Annotated in this window: 16 protein-coding genes and 1 other RNA gene; 10 read left to right on the top strand and 7 right to left on the bottom strand. The window is 60.6% G+C overall.

Annotation, left to right across the window (positions count from 1 at the left end; genetic code table 11):
• Positions 1-33 precede the first annotated feature (33 nt).
• The 3 genes from RHSP_RS12730 to RHSP_RS12740 all read right to left on the bottom strand — a co-directional run bounded on the left by RHSP_RS12730 (position 34) and on the right by RHSP_RS12740 (position 4,975).
• Positions 34-1,431, bottom strand: coding sequence for a virulence factor (locus RHSP_RS12730; protein ID WP_004117367.1), 1,398 nt, complete (start codon positions 1,429-1,431; stop codon positions 34-36).
• The gene (mprF, locus tag RHSP_RS12735) at positions 1,428-4,037 is read right to left on the bottom strand and encodes a bifunctional lysylphosphatidylglycerol flippase/synthetase MprF (protein ID WP_004117370.1); all 2,610 of its coding nucleotides are present in this window, start codon (positions 4,035-4,037) and stop codon (positions 1,428-1,430) included. Before mprF ends, RHSP_RS12730 begins: the two co-directional genes overlap by 4 nt.
• A gap of 497 nt (positions 4,038-4,534) precedes the next feature.
• The gene (locus RHSP_RS12740; RefSeq protein WP_004117373.1) at positions 4,535-4,975 is read right to left on the bottom strand and encodes a MarR family winged helix-turn-helix transcriptional regulator; all 441 of its coding nucleotides are present in this window, start codon (positions 4,973-4,975) and stop codon (positions 4,535-4,537) included.
• Between the two features lie 125 nt (positions 4,976-5,100).
• Here RHSP_RS12740 and RHSP_RS12745 point away from each other — a divergent pair, with 125 nt between their 5' ends.
• Positions 5,101-6,900, top strand: a complete 1,800-nt coding sequence (locus RHSP_RS12745; protein ID WP_004117376.1) for a chloride channel protein — start codon at positions 5,101-5,103, stop codon at positions 6,898-6,900.
• 76 nt (positions 6,901-6,976) lie between these two features.
• Here RHSP_RS12745 and ssrS read toward each other — a convergent pair.
• The 3 genes from ssrS to RHSP_RS12755 all read right to left on the bottom strand — a co-directional run bounded on the left by ssrS (position 6,977) and on the right by RHSP_RS12755 (position 7,900).
• Positions 6,977-7,135, bottom strand: a non-coding RNA gene (ssrS, locus tag RHSP_RS33570) — 6S RNA.
• A gap of 66 nt (positions 7,136-7,201) precedes the next feature.
• Positions 7,202-7,579: a cell division protein ZapA gene (locus tag RHSP_RS12750; protein ID WP_004117378.1), complete on the bottom strand. Its 378-nt coding sequence runs from the start codon at positions 7,577-7,579 to the stop codon at positions 7,202-7,204.
• Positions 7,580-7,624: 45 nt separating this feature from the next.
• A complete protein-coding gene (locus tag RHSP_RS12755; protein WP_004117381.1) occupies positions 7,625-7,900 on the bottom strand; it encodes a DUF4164 domain-containing protein in 276 nt (91 codons plus the stop codon).
• A 402-nt stretch (positions 7,901-8,302) separates the two neighbouring features.
• Here RHSP_RS12755 and tkt point away from each other — a divergent pair, with 402 nt between their 5' ends.
• From tkt to RHSP_RS12790, 7 genes are all read left to right on the top strand, one after another.
• On the top strand, positions 8,303-10,285 hold the full coding sequence (gene tkt, locus RHSP_RS12760) for a transketolase (RefSeq protein WP_004117384.1): 1,983 nt from the start codon (positions 8,303-8,305) through the stop codon (positions 10,283-10,285).
• Positions 10,286-10,349: 64 nt separating this feature from the next.
• Positions 10,350-11,360, top strand: a complete 1,011-nt coding sequence (gap, locus tag RHSP_RS12765; RefSeq protein WP_037151607.1) for a type I glyceraldehyde-3-phosphate dehydrogenase — start codon at positions 10,350-10,352, stop codon at positions 11,358-11,360.
• 495 nt (positions 11,361-11,855) lie between these two features.
• Positions 11,856-13,706, top strand: a complete 1,851-nt coding sequence (locus RHSP_RS12770; protein WP_004117389.1) for a potassium/proton antiporter — start codon at positions 11,856-11,858, stop codon at positions 13,704-13,706.
• A 72-nt stretch (positions 13,707-13,778) separates the two neighbouring features.
• Positions 13,779-14,981 (top strand): phosphoglycerate kinase, encoded by a 1,203-nt coding sequence (locus RHSP_RS12775; RefSeq protein ID WP_004117390.1) that lies wholly within the window; start codon positions 13,779-13,781, stop codon positions 14,979-14,981.
• A 213-nt stretch (positions 14,982-15,194) separates the two neighbouring features.
• A complete protein-coding gene (locus RHSP_RS12780) occupies positions 15,195-16,220 on the top strand; it encodes a class I fructose-bisphosphate aldolase (protein WP_004117391.1) in 1,026 nt (341 codons plus the stop codon).
• A 227-nt stretch (positions 16,221-16,447) separates the two neighbouring features.
• Positions 16,448-17,710, top strand: coding sequence for a serine hydrolase domain-containing protein (locus tag RHSP_RS12785; protein ID WP_004117392.1), 1,263 nt, complete (start codon positions 16,448-16,450; stop codon positions 17,708-17,710).
• A gap of 144 nt (positions 17,711-17,854) precedes the next feature.
• Positions 17,855-18,772 (top strand): PhzF family phenazine biosynthesis protein, encoded by a 918-nt coding sequence (locus RHSP_RS12790; RefSeq protein ID WP_004117393.1) that lies wholly within the window; start codon positions 17,855-17,857, stop codon positions 18,770-18,772.
• Positions 18,773-18,819: 47 nt separating this feature from the next.
• Here the strand turns inward: RHSP_RS12790 and RHSP_RS12795 are convergent, their stop codons facing one another.
• Positions 18,820-19,053, bottom strand: coding sequence for a hypothetical protein (locus RHSP_RS12795; RefSeq protein WP_004117394.1), 234 nt, complete (start codon positions 19,051-19,053; stop codon positions 18,820-18,822).
• A gap of 155 nt (positions 19,054-19,208) precedes the next feature.
• Here RHSP_RS12795 and RHSP_RS12800 point away from each other — a divergent pair, with 155 nt between their 5' ends.
• The gene (locus RHSP_RS12800) at positions 19,209-20,483 is read left to right on the top strand and encodes an MFS transporter (RefSeq protein ID WP_004117395.1); all 1,275 of its coding nucleotides are present in this window, start codon (positions 19,209-19,211) and stop codon (positions 20,481-20,483) included.
• 27 nt (positions 20,484-20,510) lie between these two features.
• Entirely contained in the window at positions 20,511-20,702 is a 192-nt protein-coding gene (locus tag RHSP_RS12805) for a DUF1192 domain-containing protein (RefSeq protein WP_037151612.1), read from the top strand.
• The last annotated feature ends 368 nt before the right edge of the window (positions 20,703-21,070 follow it).

The following is a 21,070-nucleotide window of genomic DNA, read 5'->3' on the forward strand; positions in this document are numbered from 1 at the left end:
GGCGGCTGTGCAAACAGCCGCCCGCATGATCGATTATTCGCCGAGGCGGCTCTTCAGACCATTGATGATATGGTTCGACAACGCCTCGTAGTCGTCATCAAAGTGATGGCCGCCATTCATGACGATGATTTCCGCACCCGTGTCCTTCAGCAGCGGGCATCCAACATCCTCGTCATCGTCCTTGCCGTAGACGCATTGCACCATCTTCGGGTTGATCGACTTCAGATCCTTGATCGGATCACCGCCCTTGCCTTCGCTCGAAGCTCCAAGCCAACCCATGACGGAAATCACGTAATCGACCTTCTGCGACAGCGACAGCAAGGACATCTGAACGATCTTGTCCTTTTCCGGCTGCTTCAGGCGGTTATAGCTCGCCGGCAGCACGTCGGCGCCGAAGGAATAGCCGATCAGCACCACATGCTTGACCTTGAAGCGCTTGGTGTAGAACTGGATGATCCGGGCGAGATCATCGGCCGTCTGCTGCGGATCCCGCTGCGACCAGAAATAATGCAGGGAATCGACGCCCACGACCGGAATGCCCTGATCCTGCAGATAGCTGCCGACCTCCTTGTCGATATCGCGCCAGCCGCCGTCGCCCGAATAGACGATGGCAAGCGTATCCTCGGTCGGCGTCGCCTCCATGATGTCGAGCGGCAGGCCGAGCGGCGACTTGGCGTCGTCGATCGACTTGATCAGGTCGGCAAGCGAAGCCTCAAGCGTGGCATAGGTGTCGGTGTTGCTGGAATCCGTGGTCTGGACCTCGGGATGGTCCTTCTGGATGTCTGTAACATGGTCACGGCCATCCTTCGGTGCATTCGCCGTGAAGCTCACCACGATCGGATTCGGCAGCGCGCCTTCCTGCAGGCCGAAGGACACGATGTCGCCATCGGTCTTCTTCTCGGCCGGCGTGCAGAGCTCCTGCTTCAGAGCGATGCCGGCCGCCGGATCGACGGCCAGTGTCCCCGCGACCGTGGCATCCGGCGTCTGGGCTGCAATCGTCAGGGCCATGGCGCCGCCGGCGCCGACGCCGGCAATGATCGGCGATTGATAGGTGCTGTCGGCAAACGAACGCTGTACCTGCTGGCTCAGTGATTCCAGATCCGCGACGATGTAGATGCAACCATCGTTCTTGCTGACGTCATATTTGTTGAGCGACGTCAGAAAGGACGGATAGTCGATGCCGATGACGAGCGATCCATTGGCGACAAGCTTGTCGGCAACGGCCTTCTCCTTGTCGCCCCAGCCGGCAAGATCGGAAATCAGGACGACCTCGTTTGAGACCTTGCCCTGCGGGCGCATGATATGCGGTGCAGGGATCATGCCCAGATCGTATTTGGTATCGTCGGCTTCCGCGCGCGCCTGGCCTGACACCAGCAGACCCGCCGACAACATACATGCGAAAGCCAACGACATTGCGTATTTCAAGATCATTTCCTCACGACCCCCTTAAGTCCGCCGCCGATGAGGAATGTGGCATCCATCAACGCAATCATGGGACTTACACCACCCGAAACAGCCAGATAGCGCGGCTGCCATTCGGGATGGAACTTGGATTTGAAGGCACGAAGCCCTTTGAAATTGTAGAAGCGCTCGCCGTGTTCGAACACCGTTCCCCCGACCCTGTCCCAGACCGGCGCCGATTCACGTCTCGACATGCCCGATAGCGGTGCCATGCCGAGATTGAAACGATGAAAGCCTTGGCCCTTGAGGTATTCGAGGATCTGCACGAACAGAAAATCCATCGAGCCTTTTGGGGCATCGGGCAAAAAACGCATCAGGTCGACGGACCCCTCCTCCCTGGTCTCCGTCATCAGAATATTCGCAAAGGCGACGATCTTACCATCCTTTTTCAACACGCCGACGGGCTGTGAGCTCACATAGTCCGGATCGAACGCGCCCAGCGAGAAGCTCTTTTCCTTGGCATTATGATCGGCGAGCCATGTGTCTGAGACTTCGGCGAGCTGATCTATGACATCTGGCACATCTTGAGGCTGGATAACGGCAAATTCTAGTCCGTCGCGAACCGCGCGGCTTGCCGTCTGCCTGAGGTTGGCCCATTTGCCGCCTTTCAGCTCGAAATTCGAAAGGTTGACCACCGCCAGCTCGCCGAGCTTGAACGCACGCAGACCGGCATCGGCGCAATAGGAAAGCAGTGCCGGCGAGATCTGATAGAAGACCGAACGGCAGCCGGCAGCGCGCGCCGCCTCGACAAACCGCCAGATGAGATCCGGCAGCGCCTGACGCGGGCCGACGGGATCGAAAAGCGCGATCCATGAGCGGCCTTGCTTGCTGTACATGATGAAGGCATCGCCCTTTTCCGAGAACATGATGTTCTTGTCACCCATGCGCACCAGATTGGCGTCGGCAATGCCTTGCTTTTGCACGACCTGAACGGCACGCGCCACCAATTCCCCGGTTACCGGCTCCAACCGTTTCGTTGCCGGCCGCAGCAGGCTGAAGATCGCTATCGTGGACGACAGGATGGAAATGCCGAGCGCAGCGCGAAGGCCTCGCGGCGCCTCGTCGGCGAATTCGAACTGCCACCATAGCTGGTTGCTGTATCCGACATCGCGATAGACGAAGAACAGGACCACCACGGCGCCGATGCAGATCACGGCCATGGCTGTCAGCCATCCGGCCGTGAGCGTCTGGCTCAGCAACGATGCCGGCCGCAAGAACAGCCGGCGGCTGACGACGAGGCTGAAGATGAAGAATGCCAGCAATCCGGCTTCGACGATGGCGATGGCTTTCAGCAGCGACAGCAAAAGGGCGAACGCCGCCGAGAAGATCGATACCCACCAGGCGCCGTCGAGACGCTGGCCCAGGCCGCGTGCGGCAACGACGATGGTCAGCCCGAGAAGGCTCGAAAAGAAATGCGCACTTTCGATGATCGGCAGAGGCAGATAGTCGGACAGAACGATCAGGTTCTGGTCCGGCGTCGGCGTCACGCTCGAGAAGATCAGCATCATACCAAGCAGCAGCGCAAAGGCGGACAGCAATTGCGGCATGAGGCGGCCGCCGACGCGGCGCATGCTGGACGCGGCGGGATGATCGACGAAGCGGCGCAGCTCCGCCACCGAAATCGCCGCAATCGCGATGACGAGCGGAATGACGTTGTAGATGACGCGATAGAGGACCAGCGAACTCAGCACGGCATCTTCGTTTACCGAGCTGCCGAGCCAGGCGATGATGATCGTCTCGAAAACGCCGAAGCCGGCGGGGACGTGACTGAGCACGCCGAGAGCGACGGCGATGGCATAGATGGCGAAAAACCCTGGCCAGCCGATCGCAGTTGGCGGCAAAAGCACGTAGAGCACGGAGGCGGACGCGGCGATATCGAAGGCGGTTACCAGGAACTGCCGGGACCAGGTGCGCGAATCCGGCAACCGGACGGCGATGGAACCGAGCCGCACCTCGCGGCCATTGCGGCCGGCAAAGACGACGAAAGCAAGCGCGACAAGGATCGCAACCGCGATCAGGCGCAGCCATAGCCCGTCTATATCGATCAGCGGCCCGATCTCATCGGCGATGACCAAGAGCGCGATGGCGCCCACTGCGGCAAGGCCGAGACCGAAGGAAAGCGTGACGAACGCGATGACGCGCGTGATATCGTCGGGCGATAAACCCATCCGCGTATAGGCACGGTAGCGGATCGCGCCGGCACTCAAGGCACCGAAGCCGGCGGTGTTGCCCACAGCATAGGCGCTGAAAGAGGTCAGCGCCACATGCGGAAACGGCAGGCGCTTACCGATATATTCAAGCGCGTTCTGGTCGTAGAAGACCAGGGAGGTAAAGCTCAGACCGGTGAACAGCAGAGCGAGCAGCACCGAGGAAATCTTCGTCGTCGTCAACGCGTGCACGACGTCGTCGTAGCGAACTTCATTGGTCAGATCGTAGATCGCATAAGCCGCCAAGCAGAAAACGGCGACGGTGAGAACGGCGATGATCAGCGTGCGATAACGATTGAGGAAACCGATGACGCCGCCAATTTCTTCCAGTTCCTCATCGGCTTTTTCCAGATCGATTGGGCTCGACATGCTCTACCTGTTTGTTGACCTTCGTCAGTCCCGATTGCGCGAACAGTCAGTAACGCCGACATTGCGTCTCTGTGTTACCGCCCTGCATTTCTTTCGACGGGACCGTTGTTACGTGCTCCCATCATTCCGAATTTGGGCAATTTTGGCGCGGCTCCCGATTCCGCCAGCAATGAATCCGCGATTATTGAAAGGAATTTGCCAAGCACCCGGCTTTTAAACTTATCTACACATAAAAGTGATCTTCACATTCATCTTGCGCGCAGCTCCCTATCAGGAATTTTCAACTCGGTCACCTGCTGCACAACAGCTTTCGGATGAACATTTCCTGACAGTCAGGCAGGTGACCGCAATGCAGCCGCGACCGGAATTTCCGCGACGATGCCAGCGCGGCGCAATTCCTCCGGCCATCGAGGCCGCGCAACGTTAAATAGATCGGAAAATTGCTCTATCAACCGTTCGTGCGCTGAGAGCTAGGCTGAGGATACCGCGGATGACGATCAGCCTTCGGCTTCCACTTCAGCCCGAAGTTGCGTCAGTATCTCGATCAACTCCGGCGCCATGTCGCGGATTTCGCGCAGATGGATGGTACTTAGCCGCTGCAGCACCTCTTCGGAACGCGCCGTCAGCTGCAGCGTCTGCCGGCGTTTGTCGGCGGGATCGGGATGCCGCGTGACATAGTCTGCATCGATGAGGCGTCCGACGAGTTCGGTCGCCGTATGCGGGGCGATCAGCAGCCGCTCCGCCAGCAGACCGATCGTCATCGCCACCCCCTGCGGATTGCCCTTGATCGCCAGCAACGCCTGGTGCTGCTGCGGCGGCAGGCCGGCCTCCTGCGCCGCTGACGTGCTGAAATCGGTGAACTTGCGCAGGGTGTAGCGCAATGTGGCGAGCGCCTCGTAATCCGCCTGCGAAAGAACTTTATCCAAACGTCGCACCATCAAATCATCCTCTTTGCCGCAATTTGCGGTCCTAGTTGATTTATATCGTATTACGATATATTTGCCATCTTGAAGCGGGGAGCGGCTGAAGGACGGCCGTGCACGCTTAGCACAGAAGGTCGCCGATGCAGGACAGCACACTCCAACAAACCAACAGACATGATTTCTCAGGCGGAGCCTCCCGCAAGGACAATGGCGACTTCACCACCGACAAGCGCGTCCTGCTGCTGATTGCCATGGCGCTCGTGGTCGGCACCGGCGGCGCTTTCGCCGCCGGGGCGCTCATCAACCTCATCGCGCTCGTCAGCAACGCCTTGTGGCTGTTCAAGATCAGCACCGAGCCGCTGTCCTTTACCATGGTGGCACGCTCGCCCTGGATGGTGGCCGCTCCCATTGTCGGCGGCCTCATCATTGGCCTGATGGCGCGCTACGGCTCCGAGAAGATCCGCGGCCACGGCATTCCGGAAGCGATCGAGGCGATCCTGATCGGCGGCAGCCGCATGTCGCCGAAGGTGGCGGTGCTGAAGCCCCTGTCATCTGCCATTTCGATCGGCTCCGGCGGTCCCTTCGGTGCTGAAGGTCCGATCATCATGACCGGCGGCGCCATCGGCTCGCTCTTCGCCCAGCTCTTCCATCTCAGTGCTGCCGAAAGAAAGACGCTGCTTGTCGCAGGCGCTGCGGCCGGCATGACGGCGGTGTTCGGCACGCCGATCGCAGCGGTCATGCTCGCCGTCGAACTGCTGCTGTTCGAATGGAAGCCGCGCAGCTTCATCCCGGTGGCGGTCGCGGCCTGTGTTTCGGTTGTCTGGCGCCCGCTGTTGATCGGCGGCGGTGCGCTGTTTCCCGCCCATTTCGATATGTCGCTCTCTTGGTGGGGCATTCTGCTCGCCGCCGGCCTTGGCATCATCTCGGGCCTGCAATCCGGCCTGCTGACGACCCTGCTCTATAAGATAGAGGATAGTTTCGAGAAGCTGCCGATCCACTGGATGTGGTGGCCCGCACTGGGTGGCCTCGTTGTCGGCCTCGGCGGCTTGATCGAACCCCGCGCCCTCGGGGTCGGTTACGATATCATCGCCGATCTGCTGCACAGCCACATCGCCATCGGCGCCGTGCTGGCGATCCTTCTGGTCAAGGCGGGCATCTGGCTCGTCGCGCTTTCGTCCGGCACATCAGGCGGCGTATTGGCGCCGCTGCTCATCCTTGGTGGTGCGCTCGGCTGGCTGGTGGGCCTCGTTTTGCCAGGCGATCCCGGCTTCTGGGCGATGCTCGGCATGGCGGCGATGATGGGCGGCACCATGCGCGCGCCGCTCACCGGCACCTTCTTTGCCGTCGAGCTGACGGGAGACACGAGCGCTCTCGTGCCACTGCTGGCAGCAACCGTTGCAGCCTATGCCGTTACCGTTCTGCTGCTGCGCCGCTCCATCCTCACGGAAAAGATCGCGCGCCGCGGCCAGCACATCACCCGCGAATATGGCATCGATCCGTTCGAGCTCACTCGCGCCCGCGACATCATGATCGCAAAGGTGGATACACTGCCCGCTTCCATGCGCCTGTCGGAAGCGCTGACTCAAATGACGGAGCGGCCGGATGCGCATCGCTTCTATCCCGTCGTCGAAAATGATGGCAGCCTCGTCGGCATGATCTCGCGCGCCGATGCCCTGCGCTGGCAGAGCGAGCCGGAGCTTATGGATCAATCGCTCTATGATGTCGTATCCGATACGTCTCTTCCGGTCGCCCACGCCGACGATACCGTCGGCCGCGTCGCCGACATCATGATCCATGCCGATACGGGACGCATTCCCGTTGTCGAACCGCAAACGGGCCGCCTCGTCGGCTTGATTGCCCGCAAGGACCTGCTGCGCTTGCGCAGCGCGACCAACCGCGCGGAACTCGAGCGCGGTGCTTATCTCGGGTCGAAAAGTTAAGGGGAGGACTGGTGTCAGCGCGGCACAAAGAAAAGAACTGCGCGACGCCTTCCTTGCCTTAGCGAGGAAAATTTAAGAGCGATCCACGACAGCCGATGGATGTTTACGATCCTGGGTGCCTACAAACGTAGGTGGGCACCGTGTGTCCAGGCCCACGGGCCTGGTCAGGGACAGCTCCCTTTGGATCGAGTATGGCCCCAGGGATTGTGGTTCCTGTCGGGAAGCGCAGACCGCCCGGACTATATAAAGTGGTTTCAGGATTTCTGCCAGAGGGTGATGAGCGCCACCCTCAGAAATAAACTCAGCCCTGCTCAGTGCTCGGCCGGACGAGGAGCTTTTCGGTGATGCCTTGGATGCGCGTCGTCACCTCATCGATGACGCTCGCCAGCGTCTCCTCGGCCCGCGCATTGGCGGCCATGGTCGTATCGCGATTGCTGGTCAGGGATTCCAGCTCGGCTTCGAGCGAAGACACGCGGCGCGTGAGTTCCGCCACCTCGTCGGTGATCATGATGCCGGCCATGACCGTAAGGCGCAGGTCGCCGATCTCTCCGAACTGGCTCTTCAAATGCAGCACATAGCGGTCGAAGCGAGTGGCGAGATCCGTGAGATGATCTTCCTGCCCCTCTTCGCAGGCCATCCGGTAGGCTTTGCCGTCGATCGTTACCGTTACTTGTGCCATTCGACTTTCCGATCATTGCCGTGCCGCGACGGCTGCCCCGAGGGATCAGCGGTCCAGCACGGCTCTTATGGTTTCCATCGCCGTAACAAGCCGGCGCGACACCTCGCGATTGACTTCCTCGAGCCGGTTCGCACGGAACTCGGCCTGGTCCAGCTCCTGAGCAAGACGCGAGCGATCGGCGTGAACCCGCCGAACCTCGCCTTCTATGTCACTATGCGCACGCTCGCGCTCAAACCGCCCGTCAACCGCGCTCTCCAAAGTGGAAAGCGCCTGGCGTAGTTGGGCGAGCGCTGCGTCCACCGTTTTGCCTGAAGGTGTCATGGCCTTCGATACTCCGCGCAAGGCCCGAATCAAAACATCCGGCCACTTGTCTGATTTCGCAACAATATTCAACTCGGCAACAGCACGTCAATAAAGGCCGCCATGTGACACCCCCCCTATTCTGTGGATGAATGCCTCCTTTGCCGGCCATACCGGCCTTGTCGCATGATTGTCGTCTTTTGTAAAAGTAAACGGGCAAATGTCAAAAAATTGCCTCGGGGACCCTGGATTGAACCGTCGATTTATTGACTTGCTCGCCCCAACTGCTATGTCTCAGCCGCCTGAGGCGACGTTGAAAATGGCGTTCGGAAGAGCGTCTCCCTTTATACCCGCCTTTCAACCGATGGCTCTCCCTCCCAGGCGTGCGGCCATCCCCGAACCCGGAACACTGCGGAAAAACCCATGAACTCTCGCGAACAACACGACCGGATGGCAAATGCGATCCGTTTCCTTGCCATGGATGCTGTCGAGAAGGCCAATTCCGGTCACCCCGGTTTGCCGATGGGGATGGCTGATGTTGCCACCGTTCTCTTTGGCAAATATCTGCGCTTCGATCCGAAGAACCCCCATTGGCCGGACCGCGACCGTTTCGTCCTGTCGGCTGGCCACGGTTCGATGCTGCTTTATTCGGTTCTCTATCTCACCGGCTATCCGGATATGACGGTCGAAGAGCTGACGCGCTTCCGCCAGCTCGGCTCCAAGACTGCTGGCCATCCGGAATATGGTCATGCCACCGGCATCGAAACCACCACCGGCCCGCTCGGCCAGGGCATTGCCAATGCCGTCGGCATGGCGATCGCCGAACGCAAGCTGCGCGAAGAGTTCGGCGCCGAGCTTCAGGATCACTACACCTACGCCATGTGCGGGGACGGCTGCCTGATGGAAGGCATCAGCCATGAAGCCATCGCGCTTGCCGGCCACCTCAAGCTCAACAAGCTGATCCTGTTCTGGGACAACAACTCCATCACCATCGACGGCGCCGTCTCGCTTTCGGATTCGACCGACCAGATCATGCGCTTCAAGGCCGTTCACTGGAACACCATTGAAGTCGACGGTCACGATCAGGCCGCCATCAGTGCTGCCATCGAAGCCGCCCATCAGTCCGACCGCCCGACGCTCATCGCCTGCAAGACGGTCATCGGCTTCGGCGCGCCGAACAAGCAGGGCACCCACAAGGTCCACGGCTCGCCGCTCGGCGCCGAGGAAATTGCCGCAACCCGCGTCGCCCTTGAATGGCCTTACGAACCCTTCGTCATCCCGAACGACATCCTCGGTGAATGGCGCGCTGCCGGCGAACGTTCCGTCGGCACCCGCCAGGCCTGGGAAGGCCGCCTTGCCGCCGCCGACGCTGCCAAAAAGGCTGAATTCACCCGCCGCTTCGATCACAAGCTGCCGGCCGGCTTCGACGCCGCCATCAGCGACTACAAGAAGAAGCTCGCTGAAACCAAGCCGACGGTCGCAACCCGCAAGGCATCGGAAGATGCGCTCGAGGTCATCAACGGCTTCATTCCGGAAACGATCGGCGGCTCGGCCGACCTGACGCCGTCGAACAACACCAAGACCAGCCAGATGAAGTCGATCACCCCGACCGATTTCTCCGGCCGCTACATGCACTGGGGTATCCGCGAACACGGCATGGCTGCCGCGATGAACGGCATTTCCCTGCACGGCGGTCTGATCCCCTACAGCGGTGGCTTCCTGATCTTCTCGGACTATTGCCGCCCGCCGCTCCGCCTCGCCGCCCTAATGGGCATCCGCTCCATCCACGTCCTGACGCATGATTCCATCGGCGTCGGCGAAGACGGCCCGACCCACCAGCCAGTCGAGCAGGTCGCAAGCCTGCGCGCCATCCCGAACTTCCAGCTGTTCCGCCCGGCGGACGCGACGGAAACGGCCGAATGCTGGCAGATCGCCATCAAGACGACGAACCGTCCGTCCGGCCTCGCACTGACCCGTCAGAACCTCTTGGCCGCTCGTACGGAATATAGCGAGAAGAACCTCTGCGAACTCGGTGCCTACACGCTGGCCGGTAATGCGGACGCCAAGGTGACGATCTTCGCTTCGGGCTCCGAAGTCGAACTTGCTGTCGCGGCTCGCACGGCTCTCGAAGGCAAGGGCGTCTCCACGCGCGTCGTTTCCGTTCCCTGCACCGAACTCTTCTTCGAGCAGCCGGAAGCCTACCGCAAGGACGTCATCGGCAACTCGCCGGTCAAGGTTGCCGTCGAAGCCGGCGTTCGCGAAGGCTGGGATGCCTTCATCGGACCGGAAGGCGCCTTTATCGGCATGAAGGGCTTCGGCGCTTCAGCTCCTTATAAGGACGTCTACAAGCACTTCGGCATCACCACCGAAGCCGTAGTCGCCGCCGCTGAAGCAAAGCTTTCCTGAGGGCGCTGACAAGCGCTCTCAAATCCAATAGATAGACGTCCTGAATGAACGGGAGTGAATTTCAATGACTGTAAAAGTAGCCATCAACGGCTTTGGCCGCATCGGCCGTAACGTACTGCGCGCAATCGTCGAATCCGGCCGCACCGACATCGAAGTCGTTGCCATCAACGACCTCGGCCCGGTCGAGACCAACGCTCACCTGCTGCGTTACGATTCCATTCACGGCAAGTTCCCGGCGGAAGTGAAGGTCGAAGGCGACACGATCATCGTTGGCGGCGGCAAGCCGATCAAGGTCACGGCGATCAAGGATCCGGCAACGCTGCCGCACAAGGAACTCGGCGTCGACATCGCCATGGAATGCACGGGCATCTTCACGGCCCGCGACAAGGCCGCCGCCCACCTGACGGCCGGTGCTAAGCGCGTCATCGTTTCGGCTCCTGCCGACGGCGCCGACCTGACCGTCGTTTTCGGCGTCAACCACGACCAGCTCACCAGCGAGCACATGGTCATCTCCAACGCTTCCTGCACCACGAACTGCCTGGTGCCGGTCGTGAAGGTTCTCGACGACGCCGTTGGCATCGACCACGGCTTCATGACGACCATCCACTCCTACACCGGCGACCAGCCGACGCTCGACACCATGCACAAGGACCTGTACCGCGCCCGCGCCGCAGCCCTGTCCATGATCCCGACCTCGACGGGCGCCGCTAAGGCCGTTGGTCTCGTTCTGCCGCACCTGAAGGGCAAGCTCGACGGCACGTCGATCCGCGTTCCCACCCCGAACGTCTCGGTTGTCGATTTCAAGTTCGTGTCCAAGAAGGCAACGACGGTCGGCGAAATCAACGAAGCCATCAAGGCTGCATCGAACGGCAAGCTGAAGGGCATCCTCGGCTACACCGACGAGCCGCTGGTTTCCCGCGACTTCAACCATGACAGCCACTCGTCGATCTTCGCGAGCGACCAGACCAAGGTCATGGAAGGCAACTTCGTGCGCGTCCTGTCCTGGTACGACAACGAATGGGGCTTCTCCAGCCGCATGTCCGACACGGCCGTTGCCTTCGCCAAGCTGATCTGATCCAGGGTTTCTCCCCTCTTTGCGACGGCAGCCCACTCGCCGAAGCAATTTGGATGGAAGCCTGCGATCATCATCGCAATCGATAAAGCCGGCGGCGCAGTCATCTGCGCCGCCGGCTTGGTATCAAAGGGCTCGAAAGCCTCTCCTCCAGTGTGCCACCGCCCCTCGACGGCAAAGACGCAAATTTTGCCCGCTCCCGCATCGTCTTAAAAACATTTCGATTTTTTCGGTGCTGCCCTGCTATGGTCCAGATTTACCAATAAATTTTGAAGCTCGAAGTCTCCCAGGGCGTTCCCAGCCGCTTTGCCGTTCTGGCAAAGTGCATCACACAATGACGTTGCAGTCATCGGAAAGAGTTTCAATTCGTAAACTCTCCTCCGAGCGATTTCCGTGTTTGCCAATTTGCCCGGCACGGCGGCATGATGAAAACTGGCGAGATTTCCAAAATTCCGGGCTTTTGGCCCTAACTGCGGCGCACGGAAAGGGAAAGAAAAGGTGGAGGCATTTTACGTCATCGTGCTGATCAGCACGGTCCTCATTCTCATTGCGGCCTTCTCCAGCCTTATCGCCTTCCGTTTCGGCGCTCCCTTGCTACTGCTCTTCCTGATGATCGGACTTGCCGCCGGCACCGACGGGCTCGGTATCGAATTCTCCAACAATTATCTCGCCTATATCCTGGGCTCCCTCGCGCTTGCCATTATCCTCTTCGATTCCGGCTATGGCACGCCGATCCAGGCCTTCAAGCTCGCGGCCGCACCGGCGCTGACCATTGCCTCCGTCGGCGTCATCGTGACGGCGGCACTGTTCGGTCTCGCCGCCACCTGGCTGCTCGGCTTCACCTGGCTGCAAGGCCTGCTGCTCGGCTCCATCGTCGCCTCGACGGATGCGGCCGCCGTCTTCTTCCTGCTGCGCATCGGCGGCATCAATATCCGCGACAAGGTTCGCTCGACGTTGGAGGTCGAATCCGGCACCAACGACCCGATGGCGATCTTCCTGACGCTTGCCTTGGTCGAGCTTCTGGCAAGCGGCGACGGCTATGCGGGCATCAACATCGCCATGCTCGCGACCTTCATCAAGCAGATGGGCCTCGGCGTCATCCTCGGCCTCTTCGGCGGCATGATGATCGTTCTCATCGTCAGCCGGCTGGAAACCGATCGCGGCTTGACACCGATCTTCGTGCTGGCGCTGGCTCTGCTCGTCTTCTCCTTCACTGGCGCCGTCGGCGGCAGCGGCTTCCTGGCGGTCTATGTCGCCGGCATCTATGCCGGCAATCGCAGGATGCCCGCCTCGGCCTCGATCAAGCGCTTCCAGGACGGCATGACATGGCTGGCGCAGATCATCATGTTCCTCGTCCTCGGCCTGCTCGCCACGCCATCGGAATTTCCCGCCATCGCCGTTCCCGCCGTGGCGCTGGCGCTGTTCCTGATCTTCATTGCCCGCCCGATCGCCGTGTGGCTCTGCCTGCTGCCCTTCGACTATACCCAGCGCGAGACCGGCTTCGTCGCCTGGGTCGGTCTGCGCGGCGCAGTCTCCATTCTTCTGGCGATCATGCCGATCCTCGGCAACCTCCAGTCCGGCCAGACCTATTTCAACGTCGCCTTCATCGTCGTGCTGGTGTCGCTGCTCGTGCAGGGCTGGACCATCAAACCCATGGCACGCCGCCTCGGCCTCATCGTTCCCCCCCGCATGGGGGCGATCGACAAGGTGGAGGTCGACCTGCCGGGCACGGTCAATCACGAACTCCTCACCTACCGCGTCGTGAAAGACAGCCCGGTTCTGCGCGGCGAACGCATCCCGCGCTGGGCTATGCCCTCGCTTGTCGTGCGCGACGGCAAATCCATGCGCTATCAATATGCCGGCCGCCTGCGCGAAAACGATATCGTCTATCTCTTCGTCTCGCCCAATTATTCGCGCCTGCTCGACCGGCTCTTCGCCAGCCGCGCGCCGGTCGATCCCGATGACGCCGAATTCTTCGGCGCCTTCTCGATCTCGCCGCTGCGCCCAGCCGCAGATCTCGATGCAGCCTACGGGCCGGGCCTGCTGAGCGAACAGGAAAAGGGCCTCACCATCGCCGAGCTTATGCGCCACCGCCTGGGCGGCAAGGCCGACTATGCGGATCGCATTCGCCTCGGCGAGATCATCCTCATCGTCCGCGATCTCGATGAGAACGACCATATTCAGTCCGTCGGCATGTCGCTCGAAGCGGTGGAACCGCCCGGCCTCCTGCCGATCTTCATCAATCTCCACGATATTTTCAACAGCATCCACGCCTACCTGCAGAAGCGCCGCGAGCGCGCGCACGAAGCCGTTTCAAGCGATTCGACGACGGGCAAAAACGACGCCTGAATGCCTTGCGTCTCCGATCATCCGTAGTATGGTCGGCGCGCTTCACGCCACCAACAACATTGGATCCTCCCCATGGCAGCCTTCAAGACTCTCGACAATCTCACCGACGTCACCGGTAAGCGCGTGCTCGTGCGCGTCGACCTCAACGTGCCGGTCAAGGATGGCAAGGTCACCGATGCGACCCGCATCGAACGTGTCGCCCCGACGATTCTCGAATTGTCCGAAAAGGGCGCCAAGGTCATCCTGCTTGCTCATTTCGGCCGCCCCAAGGATGGCCCCTCCCCGGACCTTTCCCTCGGCCTCATCGTGCCGGCCGTCGAGGAAGTGCTGGATCATGCCGTTCTCTTCGCCTCCGATTGCATTGGTGCTGCGGCCGCCGACGCCGTTGCCAAGATGAATGACGGCGACATCCTGCTGCTTGAAAACACCCGCTTCCACAAGGGAGAAGAGAAGAACGACGCGGCCTTCACCAAGGCGCTCGCCGCCAATGGCGACCTCTACGTCAACGACGCCTTCTCGGCCGCGCACCGCGCCCATTGCTCAACCGAGGGCCTCGCCCAGCTGCTGCCGGCCTATGCCGGCCGCACGATGCAGGCAGAACTCGAAGCCCTGGAAAAGGGCCTTGGCAATCCGGTCCGTCCGGTGGTCGCCATCGTCGGCGGCGCCAAGGTTTCCACCAAGATCGATCTTCTGATGAACCTCGTGAAGAAGGTTGATGCGCTCGTGATCGGCGGCGGCATGGCTAACACCTTCCTCGCCGCCCGCGGCACCAATGTCGGCAAGTCGCTCTGCGAGCATGATCTCGCCGACACAGCTAAGCAGATCATGATCGAGGCCGCCGCCTCCGGCTGCGCGATCGTTCTGCCGGAAGACGGCGTGATCGCCCGCGAATTCAAGGCAGGCGCCGACAACGAAGTCGTTGCAATCGAAGCCATTCCGGCCGATGCCATGGTCCTCGATGTCGGCCCGAAGTCGGTCGAAGCCATCAAGAACTGGATCGGACGCGCCACGACGCTGGTCTGGAACGGCCCGCTCGGCGCCTTCGAAATCACGCCCTTCGATGCTGCCACCGTCGCGGCTGCCAAATATGCCGCCGAATGCACCAAGGCCGGCAAGCTGACGTCGGTCGCCGGCGGCGGCGACACGGTCTCCGCGCTCAACCATGCCGGCGTTGCCGACGACTTCACCTACGTCTCGACGGCAGGTGGCGCGTTCCTTGAATGGATGGAAGGCAAAGTCCTTCCCGGCGTCGCTGTCCTGCAGTCCGGCAAGTAAGAAAACCTCTTCGCAGTGATCGACGGAAGCCGCGGAAGCTGAACCTTTCGCGGCTTTTCCACGAGCGCCGGAATGGTGTCCAAAACATTCAAACGGTTGAAATCATTTCAATCGTTTCAATTAGTTAGCCGGCCGTTTCCCTCCTTCTACACTTCTGTTATCGGCGATCTATGTCGACCTTGTCGCCGACTGAAGTAGCATTGGAGAACCGAAATGAGCGAACGAATTGAAGACATTGCCGTAAAGATGGTTGCTGGTGGCAAGGGCCTCCTGGCGGCGGACGAATCCACCGCCACGATCAAGAAGCGCTTCGACACCATCTCTCTCGTATCAACGCAAGAGAGCCGCCGCGACTATCGCGAAATGCTCTTCCGCTCCGACGAGGCGATGAAAAAATACATCTCCGGCGTCATCCTTTATGAAGAAACCCTCTATCAGAAGGCCGCAAACGGCACGCCCTTCGTCGACATCATCAAGGCGGCGGACAGTATTCCCGGCATCAAGGTCGATGTCGGCGCCAAGCCGATGGCCGGCTTCCCCGGCGAAACCATCACCGAAGGTCTCGACGGCCTCGCCGACCGGCTGGCGAAATATTACGACGCCGGCGCCCGCTTCGCGAAATGGCGCGGCGTGATCGCCATCTCCGACAAGCTGCCGACCTTCGGCGCCGTCAAGGCCAACGCCCACGCGCTCGCCCGTTATGCCGCGCTTTGCCAGCAGGCCAAGATCGTTCCGATCGTCGAGCCGGAAGTGCTGATGGACGGCGAACCCGGCACGCATGACATCGACCGCAGCGAAGAAGTCACCCGCTGGACGCTGCAGATCGTTTTCCAGGAACTCGCAGAAGCCCGCGTCAAGCTCGAAGGCATGATTCTGAAGCCGAGCATGGTCATCGACGGCAAGAAGGTCCGCAAGGCTTCCATAGAGCAGGTTGCCGAACGCACCGTCCGGGTTCTGAAGGAAACCGTCCCTTCCGCCGTTCCGGGCATCGCCTTCCTCTCCGGCGGCCAGTCCACCGACGAAGCAACCGCGCATCTCTCCGCCATCAACTCCGGCCATGATCTGCCCTGGCATGTGACCTTCTCCTACGGCCGCGCCCTGCAGGACAGCGCGCTGAAGGCGTGGGGCGGTAAGCCCGAGAATGTCGCCGCCGGCCAGCGCGCCTTCACCCATCGCGCCGAGATGAACTATCTCGCCGCCAAGGGCAGCTGGACGAAGGACCGCGAACAGGCCGCCTGAATCAGGTAGCGGTTCGAACGAACAAAGCCCCGGCCGCGATGCGGTCGGGGCTTTTTGCTTTCGAGTGGTGGCCATCCGGATGTTCAGGATCGGGCAAGGCATATCTTCCGCAAGGAAAGTATAGATTTGCTACGACATCGGAAAATAACGCTGTCAAACGGGTGTTACGAAAGCGCGGCACTAGGTTGCCCCACTTATAGTAGCGGGGCTTAATTGGGGGGTGCCGTATGCTTGCCTGGCGCGGTTTTGTCGCTGTCCTTGCTGTGATCTTGTTTTCTCAGATCGATGCTGCTCATGCGCAGCAGTTGCAGCCGGCTAACGCCGTCTTTTCCCCGACCGGGCCGGATGCGGAGGCTTACGGTGAGAAGCTCGGTTATCCCGTCGGTGTGCCGCTCAGCGAGCAACGGAACATGATCGGCAACTTCAGTCACGCCGATAGGCTTGCGCCAACACACACGATCGCCGCTGCCGAAGATCCACTGCCGCTGTTGCGCGCCCCATCCGAGATTTCGGTCAAGTTTACGTTCGGCACTGAAACCGCCTCGTTGTCGAAATATCTCGCCACCAATCCCACCACGGGATTGCTGATTGCGCACAACGACACGATCCTGTTCGAACATTATCAATACGGCCGCACCGATCGCGACCGCCTTGTCTCGCAATCCATGGCGAAAACCTTGACCGGCATGCTCATCGGAATTGCGATTTCCGAAGGTGCCATTCACTCCGTTGACGACACCGTGCAGACCTATGTGCCGGAATTGAAGGGCACCGAGATGGGGAGCACGCCGATCCGCGCACTACTGCATATGGCCTCCGGCATTGCCTTCACCGAAAACTTCGGCAACCCCGACGATAACGTCCGTCTCAGCAGCTCACTCCTCGGCCCGGAAAAGCTTGATCCCATCACAGCCGTATCGCGATTCAACAAGCGGGTCGCCCCTCCCGATACGGTTTGGCACTACAGCAATCTCGATACCGAAGGGCTGAGCCTGGTCCTGACCCACGCCACCCATATGACGATGTCGGACTATCTCCAAACCCGGATATGGCAACCCATGGGCGCAGAAGCCAGCGCGAACTGGCAGGTCGACAGCACGGGCCAGGAAGTCGGCTACTGCTGCTTTAGCGCGACGCTTCGAGACTATGCTCGCTTTGGCATGCTGCTCGCCCATGACGGCGCCTTGAATGGCCGTCAAATCATACCGCGCCAATGGCTGCTGGACGCGACGCAGCCGGTCAAGCAGGGCTCGTTCCTCGCAGTCAATCACGAGACGAACCCCTGGGGTTACGGCTATCAAACCTGGCTGATGCCCGGCCCACGCAGAACGTTCTTTCTCGACGGCCGAGCAGGCCAACGCATCCTCATCGATCCGACGACACATCTCGTCCTCGTGCACACAGCCGTTCGTGCGAAGCCGAATGATATGGGCAGCGCCGAACTGGTCGCGCTCTGGTCGAGCGTGCTGAAGCAGTTCCAGGGCAATTGACGCGATCCTCGTGCATGCCGCGGGGCGTTAAGACAGCCCATGGGGGACTGCGAGTGAACTTGTCATGGGCACAAGTTCACGCTTCCCGGTTCAGTCGGGTAGTGGCTACATCCTCGGCGTTCAACAATTGCTCCGGAGATCGCCATGAATACCGTCGCCTACGTCACCGTCGACGTCTTTACCTCGGAGCGTTTCGTTGGCAATCCGCTTGCCGTCATCCCCGATGCCCGCGGCCTCAGCAGCGATGCGATGCAGAAGATCGCGACCGAATTCAATTATTCGGAAACGACCTTCGTGCTGCCGCCGGAAAACCCTGATCATAGCGCCCGCGTTCGCATCTTCACGCCAACGGCGGAAATCCCGTTCGCCGGCCATCCCAACGTCGGCACCGCCTTTGCTCTCGGCCAGCAGCGGGAAATCTTCGGAAAGCCGGTGACCGATAGGCTGACCTTCGAGGAAGAGGCCGGCCTGGTGGAAGTAACGTTGCTGCGCAAAGGCGGCGACATTACGGGCGCGAGCATTCGCGCGCCGGGAAGCCTGACGATCGGGGAGGCAGTTGCCGATGAGCTGATTGCGCGCTGCGTGCAGATCGATCCGCTATCGATCTGCCGGACATCGCATGCCCCGATCTTTGCGTCCGTCGGTCTGCCCTTTGCTTTTGCGGAGCTGGATAGTCTCGAAACGCTCGGGAAAGCATGGCCGAATGCCGCTATCTTTGCCGAAGCGGCCGCGCGGCACGAGGAGGACAAGACGGGCTTTTCGCTCTTTCTCTATGTGCGCTCTACCGAAGACCCCTGGCACATCCGCGCCCGCATGTTCGCACCCCTCGACAATGTGACGGAAGATCCGGCAACCGGCAGCGCCTCTGCCGCACTCGGCGCCTATCTCACCTCGCTGCTGCCGGCGCAGGACGCGGAGGTAAAAATCGCCATCGAGCAGGGTGTAGAGATGGGCAGGCGCAGCGTGATCGGCGTTGAGGTCAGGAAAACTGCCGGCGTGGTAAACGAAGTCCTTCTGAGCGGCAGCAGCGTCCACGTCATGCGCGGGGAAATCCTGCTCTGAAAGAAGGTGCGGCGCCCTGAAAGGGCCGATATCCGGCCCAAAACGCCTTAAAACGTCTCGTTGATGACCAGCGCGATCGCCCAGGCAACGAAGGCGATGATCGCGATCTTCCAGAAATCGCCCCGGCGCTTGAGACCCGGCAGCCCCAAAGGCTTGATCAGCTGCACCGCCATGGCGAGCAGCAGCAGCACCCCGATGGCTTTTGTCACGCTATTTTTCCCCGTTTGCGCAAGAGTGAGCATGGCCGCGACCAAAAACCGCTGCGCAGTTTTCGCGATCATGCTCTAATTGTCATAGGACGGACATTTTTCCGCGCCAACAGACTGTTTCTACACGCCGATAGCGGCAATCCGGGACACAATCAATAGCGAATACGGGCAGGAAGAAATTCCTGTCTTACCGGCTCCTTAAGTGGGGCCGCATGAAGGTGAGGAGCATGAAAAGAAATATTTTGCCCGTATTGGCCTTGCTGTTCGGCACGCTCTTCCTGTTTACGGGAAACGGTCTGCATAGCCTCTTGCTACCGGTGCGCGGCACTGCAGAGGGCTACGCGACCACGACGCTCGGCCTGCTCGGCACGACCTGGGCCACCGGCTTCGTCCTCGGCTGCCTGACGGCTCCGAAACTGGTCAGGCGCATCGGCCATGTCCGTGCCTTTTCGGGCTTCATCTCCGTCATCGCCATCATAGCGCTTTTGACCGGCATCATCGTCGACCCGATCTGGTGGGTGGCGCTGCGCGCCGTGACCGGCTTCTGCACGGCCGGCACCTCGATGATCATCGAGAGCTGGCTGAACGAACGCGCCACCAATGAGAGCCGCGGCGCGATCTTCTCGCTCTATATCGGCATTACCCTCATCGGCGCGGTCGCCGGCCAGATGATGGTGCCCTTCGCCGATATCCACACGCCCATTCTCTTCATGATGTGCGGCATCTGCTACTGCGTCGCCATGCTGCCGACGACGCTCTCGACCGCTGCCTCGCCGCAGCCGCTCAAGGCCGTCAGCCTCGACCTGAAGGCGCTCTACCGCAATTCGCCTGTCGCCTCGATCGGCATCCTGCTCGTGGGCATCGCCAACGGTGCCTACGGTACGCTCGGCGCTGTCTTCGGCGCCAATGCCGGCCTTTCCGAAAGCGACATCGCGCTGATGATGAGCTTGACCATCTTTGCCGGCGCCGTCATGCAGCTGCCGGCCGGCCGCCTTTCGGACCGCATCGACCGCCGCTACGTGCTGGCGGGCATGGCTGCCGTCGCGGCCGTGGATGGCCTGCTGCTCTTCCTGCTGCAGCCCGGCAGCTCCTATTTCCTCATCAGCATGGTGGTGATCTACGGCGCCTTCGCCAACACGCTCTACCCGATCGCCGTCGCTCACGCCAACGACTTCGCCGCGCCGGAGGATTTCGTCAAGGTTTCCGGCGGCCTGCTGCTGCTCTACGGCATCGGCACGATCATCGGCCCAACCATCGGCGGCCCGGTCATGTCTTCGGTCGGCCCCTACTCGCTCTTCTTCCTGACAGCCCTTGCTCACGTGCTGATCACGTCCTATTCGATCTTCCGCAGCCGCCGCCGCGCCGCAAAGCCAGCGGGTGATCGCGATGCCTATACGACCATGCCATCCGCCAATGCGCAGATGATCACACCCGAGAGCATGGCACTTGCGCGAAGCGAGACTTCAAAAAAGGACGATATATCTATAAATTACGGCACCTGATCCCTCTAAGGGAAAGGAGGAGCCGAAATGAGCATATTCGACGACGATCGTCCGCAGCAGCCGTCGGCGCATGAGATCGGCAGCGACCTGTCGCTGCTGTCGGTCGACGAACTGAAAAACCGCATAGCCTTGCTCAAGAGCGAGATCATCAGGCTGGAAGAAGAGGTCACCGCCAAGGCATCGGGCCGCCAGGCAGCGGAAAGCCTCTTCCGCTTTTGAGGGGAACGGCCGGCGCAAAACCTGGGGTGGCAAGCTTAAGATTGAGGCAGGCGCAACTGAATATTAAGCTTTACGACATATTACTATGAGCATCCAGATTCGCTCTGGACTCAGACAATTCCTCCACTTGGCGAATTGGTCTGATTTTTCTCCCTGTTTTACCTTGAGAGCCGCTTTTGCGGCTCTTCTTTTTCGACCTGTATCACGGTCCTTGCCGAAACTGTGGAGATTAACCCTTTCTTAAGAATCGCCTTGCGAATTTCAGTTAAAACAACCATCTTAAAGTCATAAAAGCGGATGCCGAAAGCTCTTAGGGACTTGACCGGCTTTTCCTGAACAAAAGTGTTGCGTGAAGCAGGGATTTATTC

Source organism: Rhizobium freirei PRF 81 (assembly GCF_000359745.1).
Classification (GTDB): domain Bacteria; phylum Pseudomonadota; class Alphaproteobacteria; order Rhizobiales; family Rhizobiaceae; genus Rhizobium; species Rhizobium freirei.

Excerpts from the sequence above, each read along its gene's own strand:
- RHSP_RS12730 (WP_004117367.1), bottom strand. The coding sequence starts at position 1,431 with ATGATCTTGAAATACGCAATGTCGTTGGCTTTCGCATGTATGTTGTCG.
- mprF (WP_004117370.1), bottom strand. The coding sequence starts at position 4,037 with ATGTCGAGCCCAATCGATCTGGAAAAAGCCGATGAGGAACTGGAAGAA.
- RHSP_RS12740 (WP_004117373.1), bottom strand. The coding sequence starts at position 4,975 with ATGGTGCGACGTTTGGATAAAGTTCTTTCGCAGGCGGATTACGAGGCG.
- RHSP_RS12745 (WP_004117376.1), top strand. The coding sequence starts at position 5,101 with ATGCAGGACAGCACACTCCAACAAACCAACAGACATGATTTCTCAGGC.
- RHSP_RS12750 (WP_004117378.1), bottom strand. The coding sequence starts at position 7,579 with ATGGCACAAGTAACGGTAACGATCGACGGCAAAGCCTACCGGATGGCC.
- RHSP_RS12755 (WP_004117381.1), bottom strand. The coding sequence starts at position 7,900 with ATGACACCTTCAGGCAAAACGGTGGACGCAGCGCTCGCCCAACTACGC.
- tkt (WP_004117384.1), top strand. The coding sequence starts at position 8,303 with ATGAACTCTCGCGAACAACACGACCGGATGGCAAATGCGATCCGTTTC.
- gap (WP_037151607.1), top strand. The coding sequence starts at position 10,350 with ATGACTGTAAAAGTAGCCATCAACGGCTTTGGCCGCATCGGCCGTAAC.
- RHSP_RS12775 (WP_004117390.1), top strand. The coding sequence starts at position 13,779 with ATGGCAGCCTTCAAGACTCTCGACAATCTCACCGACGTCACCGGTAAG.
- RHSP_RS12780 (WP_004117391.1), top strand. The coding sequence starts at position 15,195 with ATGAGCGAACGAATTGAAGACATTGCCGTAAAGATGGTTGCTGGTGGC.
- RHSP_RS12785 (WP_004117392.1), top strand. The coding sequence starts at position 16,448 with ATGCTTGCCTGGCGCGGTTTTGTCGCTGTCCTTGCTGTGATCTTGTTT.
- RHSP_RS12790 (WP_004117393.1), top strand. The coding sequence starts at position 17,855 with ATGAATACCGTCGCCTACGTCACCGTCGACGTCTTTACCTCGGAGCGT.
- RHSP_RS12795 (WP_004117394.1), bottom strand. The coding sequence starts at position 19,053 with ATGATCGCGAAAACTGCGCAGCGGTTTTTGGTCGCGGCCATGCTCACT.
- RHSP_RS12800 (WP_004117395.1), top strand. The coding sequence starts at position 19,209 with ATGAAAAGAAATATTTTGCCCGTATTGGCCTTGCTGTTCGGCACGCTC.
- RHSP_RS12805 (WP_037151612.1), top strand. The coding sequence starts at position 20,511 with ATGAGCATATTCGACGACGATCGTCCGCAGCAGCCGTCGGCGCATGAG.